General features: G+C 58.5%; 13 protein-coding genes. 3 read left to right on the forward strand and 10 right to left on the reverse strand.

Annotated elements, in window-relative coordinates; translation table 11 throughout:
* Positions 1–6: 6 nt before the first annotated feature.
* The 10 genes from QKE19_RS09755 to QKE19_RS09800 all read right to left on the reverse strand — a co-directional run bounded on the left by QKE19_RS09755 (position 7) and on the right by QKE19_RS09800 (position 10,468).
* Positions 7–1,398 carry an ABC transporter ATP-binding protein gene (locus tag QKE19_RS09755; RefSeq protein WP_347890885.1) on the reverse strand — a complete coding sequence of 464 codons (1,392 nt, stop codon included), beginning with the start codon at positions 1,396–1,398 and terminating at the stop codon, positions 7–9.
* A complete protein-coding gene (locus tag QKE19_RS09760; protein WP_347890886.1) occupies positions 1,395–2,081 on the reverse strand; it encodes an energy-coupling factor transporter transmembrane component T in 687 nt (228 codons plus the stop codon). Before QKE19_RS09760 ends, QKE19_RS09755 begins: the two co-directional genes overlap by 4 nt.
* Positions 2,074–2,670 carry an MptD family putative ECF transporter S component gene (locus tag QKE19_RS09765; protein ID WP_016421585.1) on the reverse strand — a complete coding sequence of 199 codons (597 nt, stop codon included), beginning with the start codon at positions 2,668–2,670 and terminating at the stop codon, positions 2,074–2,076. The genes QKE19_RS09760 and QKE19_RS09765 overlap by 8 nt, the downstream gene beginning before the upstream one ends.
* Before the next feature lie 34 nt (positions 2,671–2,704).
* Positions 2,705–4,453, reverse strand: coding sequence for an ABC transporter ATP-binding protein (locus tag QKE19_RS09770; protein ID WP_070851435.1), 1,749 nt, complete (start codon positions 4,451–4,453; stop codon positions 2,705–2,707).
* A complete protein-coding gene (locus QKE19_RS09775) occupies positions 4,450–6,237 on the reverse strand; it encodes an ABC transporter ATP-binding protein (RefSeq protein WP_149420783.1) in 1,788 nt (595 codons plus the stop codon). Before QKE19_RS09775 ends, QKE19_RS09770 begins: the two co-directional genes overlap by 4 nt.
* 85 nt (positions 6,238–6,322) lie before the next feature.
* The gene (locus QKE19_RS09780) at positions 6,323–6,790 is read right to left on the reverse strand and encodes a recombinase zinc beta ribbon domain-containing protein (protein ID WP_224433374.1); all 468 of its coding nucleotides are present in this window, start codon (positions 6,788–6,790) and stop codon (positions 6,323–6,325) included.
* A 15-nt stretch (positions 6,791–6,805) separates the two neighbouring features.
* Positions 6,806–7,195: a recombinase family protein gene (locus tag QKE19_RS09785; protein WP_070429408.1), complete on the reverse strand. Its 390-nt coding sequence runs from the start codon at positions 7,193–7,195 to the stop codon at positions 6,806–6,808.
* A 71-nt stretch (positions 7,196–7,266) separates the two neighbouring features.
* On the reverse strand, positions 7,267–7,914 hold the full coding sequence (locus QKE19_RS09790) for a response regulator transcription factor (RefSeq protein WP_347890888.1): 648 nt from the start codon (positions 7,912–7,914) through the stop codon (positions 7,267–7,269).
* Entirely contained in the window at positions 7,911–9,080 is a 1,170-nt protein-coding gene (locus tag QKE19_RS09795) for a histidine kinase (protein ID WP_347890889.1), read from the reverse strand. The genes QKE19_RS09790 and QKE19_RS09795 overlap by 4 nt, the downstream gene beginning before the upstream one ends.
* A 56-nt stretch (positions 9,081–9,136) precedes the next feature.
* Positions 9,137–10,468, reverse strand: coding sequence for an MFS transporter (locus QKE19_RS09800; RefSeq protein WP_347890890.1), 1,332 nt, complete (start codon positions 10,466–10,468; stop codon positions 9,137–9,139).
* 184 nt (positions 10,469–10,652) lie between these two features.
* On the opposite strand from QKE19_RS09800, the gene QKE19_RS09805 reads away from it, so the two are divergent.
* The 3 genes from QKE19_RS09805 (at position 10,653) to QKE19_RS09815 (ending at position 15,164) form a co-directional block, all read left to right on the forward strand.
* Positions 10,653–11,132: a universal stress protein gene (locus tag QKE19_RS09805; RefSeq protein ID WP_005510532.1), complete on the forward strand. Its 480-nt coding sequence runs from the start codon at positions 10,653–10,655 to the stop codon at positions 11,130–11,132.
* Positions 11,133–11,328: 196 nt separating this feature from the next.
* Positions 11,329–11,523: a DUF2613 domain-containing protein gene (locus QKE19_RS09810; protein WP_005510537.1), complete on the forward strand. Its 195-nt coding sequence runs from the start codon at positions 11,329–11,331 to the stop codon at positions 11,521–11,523.
* A gap of 29 nt (positions 11,524–11,552) precedes the next feature.
* Positions 11,553–15,164: an alpha-(1->3)-arabinofuranosyltransferase family protein gene (locus QKE19_RS09815; protein ID WP_347890892.1), complete on the forward strand. Its 3,612-nt coding sequence runs from the start codon at positions 11,553–11,555 to the stop codon at positions 15,162–15,164.

Here is a 15,164-nt window from a genome sequence, read left to right on the forward strand (position 1 = left end):
TTTGCGTTAGCAGGCGTTGATTTGGTCGAGGCGGACGCTATGGTCGGCGACCTCGGTAACGAGTTCAGCGTCGTGGGTGATGACAATGACGACGGCACCAGTGTCAGCGAGTTTACGCATTACCCGGGAAATCGCGACAAGGTGCTTGTAGCCAACACCGGACGTGGGCTCGTCGAAGATGTAAACTTTCTTGTTCGCAGCAAGCGCTGTAGCAATAACCAGGCGTTGGCGTTGCCCGCCAGAGAGTGCTTGGGGATGATCAGCCTCGTGGTCGGCAAGGTCGAGTTCTTCAAGGATCGCGTGGGCATCGATGCGTTGCTTTTCGGCTTTGGTCGTGCCGAGCGTGACTTCGTCAATGACTGTGTCCGAGAACAACTGTCGGGTAGGGTCTTGCATCACAAGGTAGGAGTCACGGCTGGTGGATTTCTGTCCATTGAGTGTGATGGATGTATGCTTGGCCTTTTCAAGTCCGCAGACGATCCGTGCCAGTGTTGATTTGCCCGACCCGCACGGGCCCAACAGTGCAGTGATTTTCCCTTCCGGGAAGAGCACATGGTCGATGTTGAGGACTGTGTTTCCGTGGCGGTAGGCGAAGGTGAGGTTGTCGATCGTGAGCCCATCTCCTGCCGGTTGCGGTAGCTGCGGCATGGGCACGGGCACAAGGGATCGCAGTCCAAGCTGTTTGCGCTCCTCATCCGAGGTAGCGTAGAACTCTTCGCCGGTTGCGGTGAGGGCGATATTGCCTTTGTCGAAGCAGTAGACGCGGTCGACAATCCCGGCGAGGAAACTCAGCCGGTGTTCAGCGATGATGATGGTGTGCCCGTCTTTTTTGAGCCGGGCGATGAGCGTGGCGAGTTGGTCGATAACGTCAGCGGACAAGTTCGCGGTCGGCTCGTCAAAGACGATCAGCGACGTGTTGTTGCACATGGCGACGGCGCAGGCCACGCGTTGCATCTGCCCACCCGACAGTTGTGTGACGCGGGATTCCAACTGGTCGGCGATACCTAACTCGGCGGCAACCTCGTCAATGCGGGCACTAATCTCCTGCGGGTCGCGGCCGAGATTTTCTGGGCCGAAGGCGAGTTCTTGGCGCACGTGAGTGGTGTAGAACTGGGTGCGCGGGTTTTGAAACACTGTCGAACAGTGGTGGGCAAGCTCTGATAGATCTACTCGTGCCACGTCAATGTCGTCGACTGTGACGCTTCCGGTAAGGTCGCCGTCGTGGAAGTGCGGGATCAGCCCGTTAAACAGCCGTAGCGCGGTAGTTTTCCCTGACCCAGACGCGCCGCACAGCAAGGTGACGGTTCCAGGTGTGATGGTGATGGTTGCGTCTGTGATTGAGGGGTGGTCTGCTCCCCGATAGGTGAAGGTGACGCCGGTGGCTTGGGCTGTTGTCATAGGGTGATTCTCCATATCGCGAAGCCGATAACGATGAGCAGAATGACCGCGTCGCCCACCCGGAATTTCACGACCGTGACTGAGGTAGGCTTTGCGGTTCCGCCCAGTCCGCGTACAAGGGCAGCAGATGCCAGTTCGTCCCCGCTTCGCACCACGGTCGATAGCAGCGGGATCGTGAAGTACTGGGCCGCGCGCAGGGAAAGCGCGGACATCCCGCGAAGCTTCATCGCATCTGAGATCGCTTTAACCTCGTGGCCGATCACGGGCAGCACCCGTAACGCGACTGAGATAGGGATCGTCAAACAAGTCGGGATTCGTGAGCTGGCTAGTGCTTTTTGCAAGGTGGCAGGTCGGATTACACCGATCGCGTATGCGCCCATGCCTGCGCTGACGCTGAATCGCCACATCCACTGCAGAAACAGCACGAGGAATGCGCTGGCTGTTGATTTCCAGACCAGGGGTATCACATAAACGAGCCCACCGAGGACCGCAAACGTGGCCAGGTAGACGGCCACCCAGCTCGGGCGCACGAGCGTGTTGGGGTTGATCGAGGCGCTCGCCAGCATCACGGCAGCGAATCCGCCCAGAGCACACACGAACCACGGCGAGTAGGAACTGTAGATCGTGGTGGAGACGATGACGAGCGCTACGATAATCGTGCGCGGGTCGGGAAGTTTAGACAAGACCGGCCCGTTCAAAGTGTTTGCGCGCGACCCTGGTTCCCAACAGACCAGCAAGCCAGCCAACGATGAGCATCACGACGAAGAAGCCCAACAGAATCGGGATAGTGACAACCTGGGCCATCTTCGCGGCATACTCGGCGCCCATTTGTTCGGCGATCTGCGACATATATGCCTCTTGGTTCATAAATAGCGGCATCCACGGTGACACGTAGATCGGCAGAATAAACAGTGCGTATGCCAGCGGAACGCGAACCTTCACGCTCTTCGGCCCCTTGGTGATGACTAGGTCGGCGAGCAGGCCGAATACAGCGGCGATCGCGATGCCGCCCACCCAGTGGCCGGTCACGAAGAAGAGGATTTCGATGAGGATCAGCATGATGGTCAATGCCCCCATCTTCGGAGTGCGTGCTGTGAACAGCGCAAAGACGATGCCGTTAACGAGGATAGAAAGCAAGAAGCCGGCATACATGGCGACGGGGATGAACCCGAGCATTCCGAATGCAAACACGATGACGAACATCAAGGCAGTGAAGACGCCGATGTTGATGAAGTCGCGCGTGTTGAGGCGCGAGGATGTGCGTGTGGACATAGTTTTTCCTTTTATGTGCTGATATGCGCTGTGTTTAGACGAGTTGCCATCCGCCTGCGTTGATGCGCTCTTGCCAGAAATCGCGGTATTGACCCGGCTGGTTGACCAGCTCGTCGTGAGGCCCGCGCTGGGCGATACGCCCACCGTGGGAGAGCACAATGATTTGGTCAGCTTGGCGAATGGTTTCAAGTTTGTGGGCGATCACGATCAGTGTGGAGTGCTTGCGTAGCTCGTTCATCGCCGCAACAATGTTGGCTTCATTTTCCGCATCCAACGCGCTGGTGGCCTCATCGAACAGCACGATCGGGGCCTTCTTCACCAAGGCGCGAGCGATGGACACTCGTTGGCGTTCCCCACCTGACAGTGCACGCCCGCCAGCGCCCGCCAATGAATTCCAGCCATCTGGGAGGCGGTTGACGATTTCCGTCACGCCCGACAGGTCAGCGGCCCACCTGATTTCTTCATCGGTAGCTTCTGGGTTGCCAAGGCGAATGTTGGCCTCAAGCGTGTCATTGAATAAGTAGACGTCTTGGAAGACCAGGGATATCTGGCGCATCAAATCTTCGGTGGTCTGCTCACGCACATCAACCCCGCCAACGCGCACGCTGCCGGACTGCACATCCCAGAAACGTGCAACCAACCGGGCGATCGTCGTCTTCCCGCACCCAGATGGACCAACCAGGGCACACATGCCGCCTTGCGGGACATGGAAGGAAAAATCACGGAGAACCGGGGTGTCCGGATCGTAGCCGAAGGTCACATCATCGAAGCGAACATCACCAGGAGCGCTCACCGGTGTGGAGGTGACAGGTTCGGACAGTTCGGGAGCGTCCATGACCTTGTCGACGTGGTTCATCTGCTGGCGGCGTTCTTCCAGCCCGGTCATGCAGCCACCGATGTCTTGGAGCATGGTGGTGAACCGCAGGCACATGCCGATGGTGACCACAGCGTTCAACGCATTCATCTGCCCGCCGAGGGCGAGTTGGGCGGTCAGCCAAATCATTACCACGACAAGGGCTTGGACGAACATTCCGTTTATCAGGTTCGCTAATGTTTCGATCCACAATGCTTTGCGGCTTTTGCGGTCAGCCTGTTTGAATGCCCGATCAAGGGCCGGGTAGTCGTCGGCGACATGGCAGGAGCGCAGCGCGCCTTGGCAGGTGGAGAATTCGACCATGCGAGCCGCCAGCTCCGATTCTGCTGGTTCGGAAACCTGTTTGCCCTTATCGAGAAGCACACGGGAGATATGAAGGAAGGCGAGCATGATCGGGAAGGCGATCGTCAAGGTCAGTCCCAGTCGCCAATCCCAGAACCACGTGCCCACAGTGATCACCAGCACGGCTGAGAGTTTTTGGACGAGGGAGAAAATGAAATGTGCCGCCGACTCGCCCAAGTTCATCATTTCCTGGGTGACCATGCGCGACAGCCGTCCAGAACTACCCGAATCAAACACTCCCAACGGTAGGCGGGCTACCTTGTTGCCGACCGCTTGGTGTACGTCGTGAATGAACCCGAGCGCGCCGATATAGCCGGTGCGCATGCCATAAAACTCCGTGCCCACGCCCAGCATCGCGATTACCGCCAAGGCGATGAGCCAGCCCCAAAACGACAGCCCCCACACCGGCATTCCGGTCGCTAGGGCACTTGCTGCGGGAAGCAAAGTCAGCAGGGCAAAGCCGTGACACAGTCCTGAGACCGCACCCCACGCTTGACCGACCGAGAGGTCTCGCCACGAGGCGGGTTCCATCAAACGCTTAAAGCGTGGCAGCAATAGTTGATTCATCGTGTCATCTCCTCGCATGCACCTTGGGCAAGAAGTGCCTGATAGTGCGCATTACCCAACAGCTCGTCGTGTTTACCGACCACAGCAATGCGCCCGCGTTCCATGACGACGATTTGGTCTGCCCCTCTGATCGAGGCCAGTCGGTGGGCGATCACAATCACGGTTCTGCCTTTGGCAAGAGTCGAGAGAGCTTGTTGGATTTTCGATTCCGATTCCGGGTCCGCCATCGCCGTCGCCTCGTCCAACACCAACACTGGGGCATCAACCATGAGCGCCCGGGCGATCGCGATACGGGCTGCCTGCCCGCCCGAAACGTGGGTATCCTCACCCAACACAGTGTCGTAACCATCTGGCAGGCTCATGATGAACTCATCGATCTGCGCCGCCCGCGCCGCCTGCCGCACCTGATCCAAGGTTGCGTCTGGCGCGCCAAGAGCGATGTTGTTTCGAATGGTGTCGCGAATAAGCTGTGCATCTTGCAGGACAAATGCGACCGTCGAATACAACACATCCTGGGAAATGCTCTTTAGATCAACCCCGCCAATAGTGATCGTGCCAGCATCTGGATCATCGAAGCGGGCAATCAAACTCGCCAACGTCGACTTTCCCGCGCCCGACGGGCCAACCAGCGCGGTCACCGTGCCTGCCGGAATGCTCAGGCTCACTTCGTCTAACGCTTGGGTCTCGTCATAGGCATACGACACACCCCGAATCTCGATATCATGACCCTTTGGCGTCTGCGGCATATCTGGCTGAGGCAATGCCGGTAGCTCCATGACGTTCACCAGCCGTACTGCCGCAGACCCTGCGAGCTGGTACGACCAGGCGATGGTTGCGACTGCCATCAACGCTCCCGGCAACACCAAGGCGATCAACGTGGTCGTTATCACCTCGTAGATGCTCACCCAACCGGCGTTCATCATCAACGCGCCACCGCCAAGGTTCACGATCAACAACACCGGGATCGACACCCACGAAAATGAGGCGACCGACATCGACACCAGCGGCATGCACCATGCCCGGTAGAACTTAGAAAACTCGTTAGCTGCATCTAAATAGGCTTTATGTGCTTGGCCGACCTTGCCGAACGCTTTCACCACTGAGATACCGGCAACGAACTCGGCCATCGTTGCCGAAACCTGAGCGAGCTTGGTGTCCATTTCCGCGGTCTTCTCATTCATCCCACGCATCGACATGCCATACATGCCCACATAAACCGGAATCGTCGCGATCGACAGCAGAGCGAGCCGCCAATCCACCACGAACGCATAGGCCAACAAGGCGAGCGGGGATACGATCGCGTTCAGTTTCTCAATCGGCCCGTGCGCGATCACTGTGTGCACCGTGGCCGTATCATCCTGAATGGTCTTGCGGATCTTCCCCTCACCCTCGCGGGTAAACCACGACAGCGGAGCAGTCGACATGCGGGCGGCAATCTGGCGGCGCATTTGATTACGCAACGACAGGTCAATAAAATGCGTCACGCCCAACGCAACAAAATATAAGGTCAACCGGGCCATGTATGCGCTGACGAGGAGCATCACGATCCAGTTCACCCGCGCCGGGTCCACCCGGTCTTGCATCAGCGCAGCTCCCAGCTCCACCAAAGCCACATAGGGTGCGATAGCCAACACACCAGAGAGAAAAGCTAAAACCTGCGCGATAAACAGTTTGCCTTTCACCGGCTGCGATAGCTGACGGATCGCGTTCTGGCCAGCGACAGATTTTTCCTTCGCCGACTCATACTCGCCTTCAACAACCTGATCCATTACACTATCGTTCACGCAAACACCATCCTTATTAGATAAGGGTAACCTTACTTTATTTCTGGGAGGTGTACCTAACCGTGCACGTCAACTGATACGAACATCACCCTTTCAGGGCAATCCTCACCTGTTCACCGGTGCGGAACACGAACCGGATCGCGTCCTCGGTGACAATGGCGTGGTCGATAAGTGCGCTCCATTGTGCGGGGTGAAACTCGCTCACAGGTTCCCCTGTCAGATCATTCAGGGTTGTGGTGATGGCGGCGTGCTTGGCGGTGTTCGCTGCGATATCTTTTTCCAGGCTTGTTCTACGTGCGAGCGTCTTACGGTAGGTAGTATCGAGTTCGGCGTACGCGGATTGGCAGGCGTCCTGGTCGAGCGCACACCGCTGGTTTTCCGCAATCAGCGCTTCGATCTGCTCGTCTTTCACCGTCGCGCTGCTGCAGGGATGTTCGTCTGTGTATTTATGGTTGCATTGCCAAACTGCGTCTTTGCATTTCGTGTTCGACGCCCACGTTTTACGCCCATACCACGCCCCACACCGAGCACATTCCAGCCGGGTGGAGAACAACCCGACTTTCGCTGACTATATGTTGCCATGCCTGGTGGCGAGTTCGTATTGCATCTGATCCCAGATACGCGGTTCGGTAATCGGCTCATGATTACCTGATACATAGTATTGGGGTACTTCGCCTTCGTTGACCTTCATCTTCTTAGTAAGGAAATCGGTGGTGAACGTCTTTTGCAGCAGGGCGTCGTCCTTGTATTTTTCGTTGGACAGGATGGAGCACACTGTCGAGGTTGACCACACTTCTTTCCCGCGCGGGGTGAGAATCTTGCGGGCAGCGAGCTCGGTTTTAATCTCACTGATCGCTATCCCATCAAGGAACAGCTGGTAGATCAACCGCACGGTCGGAGCCTGCGTCTCGTCGATGACGAGGCTTCCACCCTCGCCTTTCTTATATCCGAGTAGCACCAATTACCCATAATCCCCACGCCGACTCCCGTTTCGGAGGAGTTGGCGTGGGGCTTTTACGTGGTCGCGGTTTACGACGACGGCGACGGCGCAGTGTATCTCAGCCACCGCAACACTGCTTTAACACGACGGTTGCTATCCTCCGGCTGGAAGCCGAGCTTTAAAAACACATTCGCCACATGCTTACTCACTGCACCAGCGGTTAGCACCAGGCGTTTTTCCATTTCCTTATTACTGAGCCCCTGCGCCATCAGATTGAGCACTTCGCGCTCACGCGGAGTCAGCGTGGCGATACCGTACTGCTTTGCAGTAAGCAGCGTCGCGACCACTTCAGGGTCAACCACGGTACCTCCGCCACGCACCTCTTCCAGTGCTGAGACAAAGTGCTCGACATCCGAGACACGTTCTTTCAGCAAGTACCCAAAGCCACCATGCTGCAGCAGGCGATCCAGGTAACTGGCCGCCACGTATTGGCTGAGCACGACAACTGGCTGGTTGGGGTTGCTCTGACGCAATGTGGATACCGCGACCAGGCCGTCGTCACGCATGCTCGGCGGCATCCGGACATCGGTGACGATGACATCGAACGCTTGCTCTTCGGCGGTGGCGAGCAGCTGATCCGCATCGCCGACGGCGACGACCTCGTGCCCCAGCGCCCGCAGCAGGCCGGTCAGCCCCTCGCGCAGGAGTACGGAGTCCTCTGCCAGCAGTATTTTCATCGTGTCCTTCCTTGGCGAACTGGCAGTTCCAACCGCAATTCGGCACCACCGTCGGCGTTGGTGAGCGACACGGTGCCACCGAGCGCTGCCGCCCGTTCGCGCAGGCCCGCAATGCCGGTTCCCGTGCCATGCTTTACGACGTCTACAGCGTCCGCCCCCGATGGTTCCATCAGACCTTCACCGTTGTCGCGCACAGTGACCGTAAGCGTACCCGGATGAGACACGAGCGCCCTCTTCGGAGTCTGAACCGCGAGAGTGATATCAGCTCGATCGGCATGGCCATTCTTGGTGGCGTTGGTCAGCCCCTCCGCTGCGCAGTGGTAGGCGAGCAGAGCTGTGGTTTCATCAATTGGCCCGAAGTCGGAAACACCATTTTCACGGACGGACACCTGCATTCCGGAGTGCGCTGCCAGCTCCCTCACGGCAGCGACCAGTCCGTTTTCAAACAGTACCGGCGGGGCAATGCCAAGCACCACGGAGCGCAGCTGTGCAAGAGCCTGCGTTGCATTGCGGTCGGCGGCGGAGAGTGCCTCGGCTACATCTTCTTCAGTCTTACCCATGCGAGCAGCGGCAATGTTGAGTTTCAAGGCGGTCAGGTGTTGCTGTGGACCGTCGTGAAGCTCGCGCTCAATGCGACGGCGCTCGCCTGAGAAGGAGTCAATGAGCACGTCGCGGGATTGGGTAACTTCTTCGCTGGATGGTGCGAGGATGACGCGAGAGAGCCAAATGGACAGCAGGCCGGCACCGAGGTTGATGGCGATGGTCAGCACCAAAAAGAGGATTGCGAAAACCCAGGCAACAGTAATCTTCTGTGTTGGATCCGTCAGAGTCCAGCTGAAAAACTCCAGTTCGTCAACCAGGAAAGGTGCAGCGAAGAGCACTCCGACAGTAAAACCACCGCCGACCCACGCTGTAAAGGTGACGAACCCAATGACCAATTGGACGAGTAGGTTGACGAAGTTACGGATGTCGAACCAACGATTGATCACGCGGTTGGCAATCGGGGTGCCGGACCACGATGCTGCCCAGCGAGAGAGCCAATCGGCACCTCGGCCGATGAGCGGAATCCACGGCAGAAGCACAACAGAGGCAATCAAACCCGGAATGAACAGCAGTCCGAGAATAAAACTCCAGGCCAGCGCGATTAAATTCTTTTTCTTTGTCATAGTTTCAAAGCTAAATTGGCCCGCGCCCAAAAACAGTGGAGCTGACTCCCCTAAATTCAGTCGAGCTGAATACGCCCCGGCTTCTTTTCACCGATACCTCGGTCGGCCAGTTCGTCATCAATGTACGTTGGCCGACCGACAGCCAGCCCAAGCACTGCAAGCACGACCGTAGTACCAAGCAGTACGACCAGAATAGGTGTCCACGTTTCCGTCGTTCCGGCGGCCACGCCCACCAGGAATGGCCCGACTGCGGAGAAAATGTAGCCGATTGGCTGCACGAAGCCGGACAACCGCGCGGTCAGCTCATGGCTGCGCGTGCGGCCCGGAATCAGCGCGATAGCCATGGGGAAACAAAAACCACCCACACCCAGCAGGAACGCAGCGCCGATAGCGTATCCCGCACCAGTTTCCGCCGCTCCTCGCTGGTCGATAAGAATCATCAACAGATAGCCGAGGAAGAAAAGACAGCCGAGACTAAAAGCGACGTAGGACATGGTACGAAGCCGTGCAATCAGCGGCGGCATCAGCAGACCACCGATGATGCCCAACCCTTGGACGAGCATGGATGCTGCGGTGGCTACGCTGACGCTGATGCCAGCGTCGATAAGCATTTTCGGCATCCAGCCCATGAGAACGTAGGCGTTCATAGACTGCACGCCGAAGAAGACCGCCAGTGCAATGGCTGTCGGCGACTTCCAGATTGGTGTATTTGCCGAAGAGCTGACCGGCGCCTTCGGGTAGTCGAATCCAATGCGCGCACGCAGCGGCAACCACACAACGAGCTGAACAAAGGCGGTGATCGCCCATACGGCAATCGCCCAGCGCCACATGTCGATACTGCCTGCGGACGCTTCGGGTGAATCGCTAATCAAAAACGCCGTCGCCGGCCCCAGGCCGCCACCGAGGGCGAGCATGCTGGAATACAGCATCATCAGCACGACCGTATGACGGCCGCCGTGCACCTTAATCCACGCAGGTAGCAGCACATTTCCCAGCGCAATACCCGCAACCGACAACGCCGTAAACAGAAGGAATAGCCAGATGCTGCTCACCCACGGGCGCACCGCAAGGCCGACGAATAGCAACGTCGCAGACAGTGTGAGTGCACCGCTTAAGCCCATTCGCTTGCCGACGGAAACCGCGGACAACCCAATCGCGAAAAATGCGAGCCCCGGAATCGCTGTAATCAAACCACCAAAGGCGGAGGAAGCGCCAAGGTCGGATAGGAGCTGATCGAGCACCGGACCGATTGACGCAATACTCGGGCGCAAATTCAGCGCCGCGACGATTACGGCGATAACAAGAACGGGAACGCTGAGCGCGATGGCATTCTTCGAGGACCCAGCGGCCTTTGGCTGTGGTTGCCCTGGTTTTTCTTCTATTGCCATAACAATGGACGTTACCGCTTCCTGCTAAGGACTCTCTAGCCGACCCAAGCCGGCTGGTTCGGGGAAGCTTAAAAACTAGCGTGCTGAATGTCGCTGTTGTCCTATCCTGGACTACAGCGACATCTCTTTTTCTGTATCTATTGACAGTCTTTCGGCTATCTCTGACGTAAGGATTGAACTGAAAATGGTTGAACCGATTTCTGATTCCATGCTCATTGCCTATGACGGCTCCGACGAAGCCAAGCGGGCGCTGGCCTACGCCGGAAAACTGCTGCGCGTTAAGAAGGCCTACATTCTGACTGCCTGGGAGCCTCTACAGCGTGCTGCTGCTCGCACTGCTGGCGCCTCCGGCATGATGCAGCCCGACTGGGATGCCACTACTGAAGACGGCGATCCGGCACACGACGAGGCTGTTCGTATTTGCCGTGAGGGTGTGCAGATTGCCGCTGAGGCCGGCTTCGTCGCCGAGCCTTACTTGGTAGAGACCGAAACTACTATCTGGTCGGCCATCGTCGATGCAGCTCACGACCTCGATGCGGGCGTGATTATCTCCGGCACTCGCGGTGTGACTGGATTGCGTGGTCTGTTTACCGCCTCGACCTCTGACGCGTTGCTGAAGAATGCTGGCCGCCCGGTCCTCGTCGTTCCGGGGGAAAAGGAATAATTTCTAGAAAATTTTTAAAAACTTACTTAGCCGATAGAAAATGGGTTAATCTCTCAACTAAGAAAACTCAATGACCGCTGAAACCACCCAAAGTTCAAGGCAGGGAGAGATTCCCAGCTGTTTCACTGGTTTACAGATGTCACAGAGTGTAGTTTTATAAACAGTATTGACTTAATGCACACGAGGAGTCCTCAACATGGCATACGAAACTGATTCCGAGCAGCGTCGTAGCGTTGGCCCTGCCCTGGCCTCGGCGCTCATTGGCGCCCTTCTCGGTGGTGCCGCTATCTTCGGCATCGGCCAGGCTCTGACCGAAGACCGAATTCCGGAAGCACAGGCTGTTTCCACCGATGACGCTCTGCTTGGCGGTGTCGAGTACGGTCAGCGTTAAGTCTTTAACGCTAACCCTCCTTTAAAGCTATGCCCACCTTTGTTCGAGCGCGTAAGCGCGTGCTTGTACCTTGGTGGGTTTTGCTGTGCCTGCTGGCATTCATCCAGTCCCCCGGCAAGACTGTCGCTGACACAAAGCACGACCTGACGGAAGACCCCATCGGGTTTTTGTCCGCCTCGCTCAACATGTGGTCAGACACCATGCCTCTGGGACAGCTTCAAAACCAGGCATATGGCTATCTCTTTCCACAAGGTGCATTCTTCGCACTGTTTAGTTTGCTGCCCGATGTTCTAGCGCCCGGCTGGCTAATCCAGGCGCTGTGGTGGAGTCTTACTCTCTGCTTGGCTTTTACCGGCGCATATCGCGTGGCCGAAGCTATAGGCGTCGGCACGCATACCTCTCGCGTACTGGCAGCGTTGTTGTACGCGTTGTCGCCGCGAGTGATTACGACGTTGGGCGCGATTTCGTCCGAGACCTGGCCCGTAGCGCTGGCACCGTGGATTCTGCTTCCGCTCCTGCGGGTCGCGGCCCGGCGCGAGGAACTGCCCTGGCGTGCGACTGCCCGTGCCGTATTGCTGTCCGGTCTAGCGGTACTGTGCACTGGCGCGGTCAATGCGGTCAGTACAGCTGCGGCTTGCATCCCCGCAGGTCTGATGCTGCTCTTCTTCGCTTTTACGGGGCCTCGCCGCGGGCGTGCGTGGGCGATGCTCGGCGGTTGGCTGGCTGCGTGTGCAGCGGTCAGCATGTGGTGGATTGTGCCACTACTGCTGCTGGGCAAGTACTCACCACCGTTTACGGACTACATCGAGTCCTCCGGCGTGACCACTCGTTGGTTGAGTCTCGGCGAGACGCTCCGCGGCTCCACTTCGTGGACCCCGTTTGTCTCTTTCGAGCGAGTGGGCGGAAATGCGCTGGTCGCGGAGCCCATTCTCATTTACGCCACTCTGGCTGTGGCGGCGATTGGCCTGCTTGGCTTGGTCATGCGCTCACTGCCGCTGCGTCGAATGTGGCTGATGATGCTGCTCATCGGGCTTGTCATCGTGGCGGCCTGGACGGAGCCATTCGGGCTGGTGTGGGAATCGGCTCGAGAGGTGCTGGATTCCACGCTCGCAGCAGTACGCAATCTGCACAAATTCGACACTATTGTGCGCCTGCCGCTTGTTATCGGCTTCGCTCATGCGACAGCCCAGCTGCCATGGCCGTGGCGAGAGCCGGCGAACGAGCACAAGAACGAGACGGCGAGCGATTCAGCAGCCACTGGCTGGCAGCAGTGGCTGCACCCTGAGAAGCACCCGCGCGCTATCGCATCGATGCTGGTTCTGGTGGTTATCGCCAGTGCCACCGCACCTGCGTGGAGCGCCCGTCTCGCTCCGGCAGGCGGTTTTTCCGAGGTTCCGGGCTACTGGCACGAAGCGGCCGACTGGCTGAATAAGCAGGGCGAGGACACCCGCACGCTGGTGGTGCCGTCATCGCCGTTTGCTGATCAGACATGGGGCAATACTCGCGACGAACCGCTCCAGCCGCTTGCCGACGTGCCCTGGGCCGTCCGCGATACGGTGCCGCTAGTGCCCCCAGAGGCGATTCGCGGCCTCGATGGTCTGCGCAATTCACTGACTCGGGGCCGTGAGGTACCGGCACTGGATGCCACCCTGCGCAACAACGGTATCGGCTACGTGCTGGTCCGCCATGACTTGAGAGTTACCTCGAGGGGCGATTCGCTGCGCGCCATCACTTCCACGCTGCAGGACTCCCCGACCATGGAAAAGGTGGCGGAGTTCGCGGACGAGGACGGCCATACCGCTATCCAGATTTGGGGTGCGGGCCCGAAGGAGCTGCGCAATCACGCACTTTCACCGCGGTTGGTGGACACTACCCAGGTGCCGCTGGTCGCCGGCGGCCCCGAAGTGCTCCCGCGGCTTGACGAAGTCGATTCCGATGCTCCGGTGCGCATCCTGTCTGGCAAGGATGCCGGCACTGTCACCGACACACCCGCCCGCCGCGGCCGCAACTATGGTGAAGTCGTCGGTGCGGAGTCAGCAATCCTGGCCGAAGACGAGGACTCATATGTCCGCAACCTCGTTCCGGACTACCCCGTCGTGGGACTGCCACTGACGCAGACAGCAACGGGTCGCGCCACAATTGAGGTTTCGTCGTCGGCCTCTGAGCCATACAACGTCGGTGGTGCATCGGCTGACCACTCGGTCAACGCAATGCTCGACGGCGACACCTCCACCTGGTGGGAACCCTTGGCGGGCAAGAGCCAGGCTGAATGGGTCAAACTGTCGTGGAAGGAACCGACCGATAACGCAGTGCTCAGCCTGACCGGTGCTCGCGTTCCAGTGCAACTGCGCATCCAGACTGATACGGCTTCGAGCTCCGTACAGTTGGTCCCGGGTGAGACGACTCGTATTCCACTGCCCGGAGGCAAGACCACATCTGTGCTCATCACAGCGAAGATTGCTCCTGTAGGCTTTGCTATCTCCGAGCTAGGCCTGGTGATTCCACAGCGGGACACTGGCTTCGACGCATTCGAATCCAGCAGCCCCGATTCCGATGAAGATACAGAGTTTTCCACCGAGGATATAGCGGAGGACCTCACGCCGGTTCGTGTCCCGGTGGTGCCGAATTCCTCGTCGCTGGCTCAGCGTTGGGTCTTCGGCCAGGAGATTCACGAGGGCACGCTGGTGCGCCTGTTCACCGTTCCAAAGCCGGTAAAGGTAAAGGTCGATGCTGATACCTGCCGCAGCAGCATCGGAGCCCCGTGGGCCAGCCTCCAGCGCGGTGACGGCTCTGATCACCGCGAGCTGACCTGCGATGAAGAGATTGAGCTCTCACCGGGGCCATGGCGCATCGATGCCAAGTCCGATTGGGTGTCGCTCACCTCGACTGACTACTTCGCGCCGTCAGCTGAGCAGCAGAAAGTGACGCCAATCGATCTGAACAATCCCATTGACGCTGCCGACCACGATCGCATCGCGTGGTTGCCAATCTCTGTCAATGCTGGCCATGAGCTCCGTGTCGGAGGCGCCGCCATGAAGCCGGTAACGGTCTCTGGTTGGCAGCAGGGTTGGACGATTCCGGCCGGTATTGGTGGTGCGGTCGAGCTGACCTACCCACCGCAGCAGACCTGGCGTACTGGCATCTTGGCAGGCGGCGCACTCGCAACCGTGTACGCACTGGTCACTGTGGGGCTGGCTTTCGCTTGGCGACGCTTCGCTCTCACCTCCCCGATTCCCGCATCTTCGCTGAGCAATGACTTGCCGCGGACGGCTATTGGCATTGCGGCTGCCGCGACAGTGACACTGGTATCCAGCTGGCCTGGCGTGGTCGTTGCCCTCGTGGTGGTTGCCGCTACCCTTGGTGCGGTTTTCTGGGCACGGAAGCGTGGGGACGTCGTCAAGCCATGGCTGAACGTGCGAAACGCCCTAAATGTGACACTTGCTGCGACGATGTCGATTGCGGGCTTGGTGCTGGCGGCGAACCCGTGGCCGAAGGATGACTACGCCGGTGCCGACTGGCCGCTTCAGTTACTGGTGACGGCGGCGCTGACGATTGTGGCGTGCTGCTCGATGCTTTCCGGTGGCGGTGCTGATAACGACACCGACAGCGACGTCGACGACACCGACAACACCGCTGATTAA

This window comes from Corynebacterium sp. c8Ua_99 (genome assembly GCF_039907185.1).
Lineage (GTDB): Bacteria > Actinomycetota > Actinomycetes > Mycobacteriales > Mycobacteriaceae > Corynebacterium > Corynebacterium jeikeium_D.

Coding starts and splice junctions, on each gene's coding strand:
- QKE19_RS09755 (WP_347890885.1), bottom strand. CDS start 1,398: ATGACAACAGCCCAAGCCACCGGCGTCACCTTCACCTATCGGGGAGCA.
- QKE19_RS09765 (WP_016421585.1), bottom strand. CDS start 2,670: ATGTCCACACGCACATCCTCGCGCCTCAACACGCGCGACTTCATCAAC.
- QKE19_RS09770 (WP_070851435.1), bottom strand. CDS start 4,453: ATGAATCAACTATTGCTGCCACGCTTTAAGCGTTTGATGGAACCCGCC.
- QKE19_RS09790 (WP_347890888.1), bottom strand. CDS start 7,914: ATGAAAATACTGCTGGCAGAGGACTCCGTACTCCTGCGCGAGGGGCTG.
- QKE19_RS09795 (WP_347890889.1), bottom strand. CDS start 9,080: ATGACAAAGAAAAAGAATTTAATCGCGCTGGCCTGGAGTTTTATTCTC.
- QKE19_RS09800 (WP_347890890.1), bottom strand. CDS start 10,468: ATGGCAATAGAAGAAAAACCAGGGCAACCACAGCCAAAGGCCGCTGGG.
- QKE19_RS09805 (WP_005510532.1), top strand. CDS start 10,653: ATGGTTGAACCGATTTCTGATTCCATGCTCATTGCCTATGACGGCTCC.
- QKE19_RS09810 (WP_005510537.1), top strand. CDS start 11,329: ATGGCATACGAAACTGATTCCGAGCAGCGTCGTAGCGTTGGCCCTGCC.
- QKE19_RS09815 (WP_347890892.1), top strand. CDS start 11,553: ATGCCCACCTTTGTTCGAGCGCGTAAGCGCGTGCTTGTACCTTGGTGG.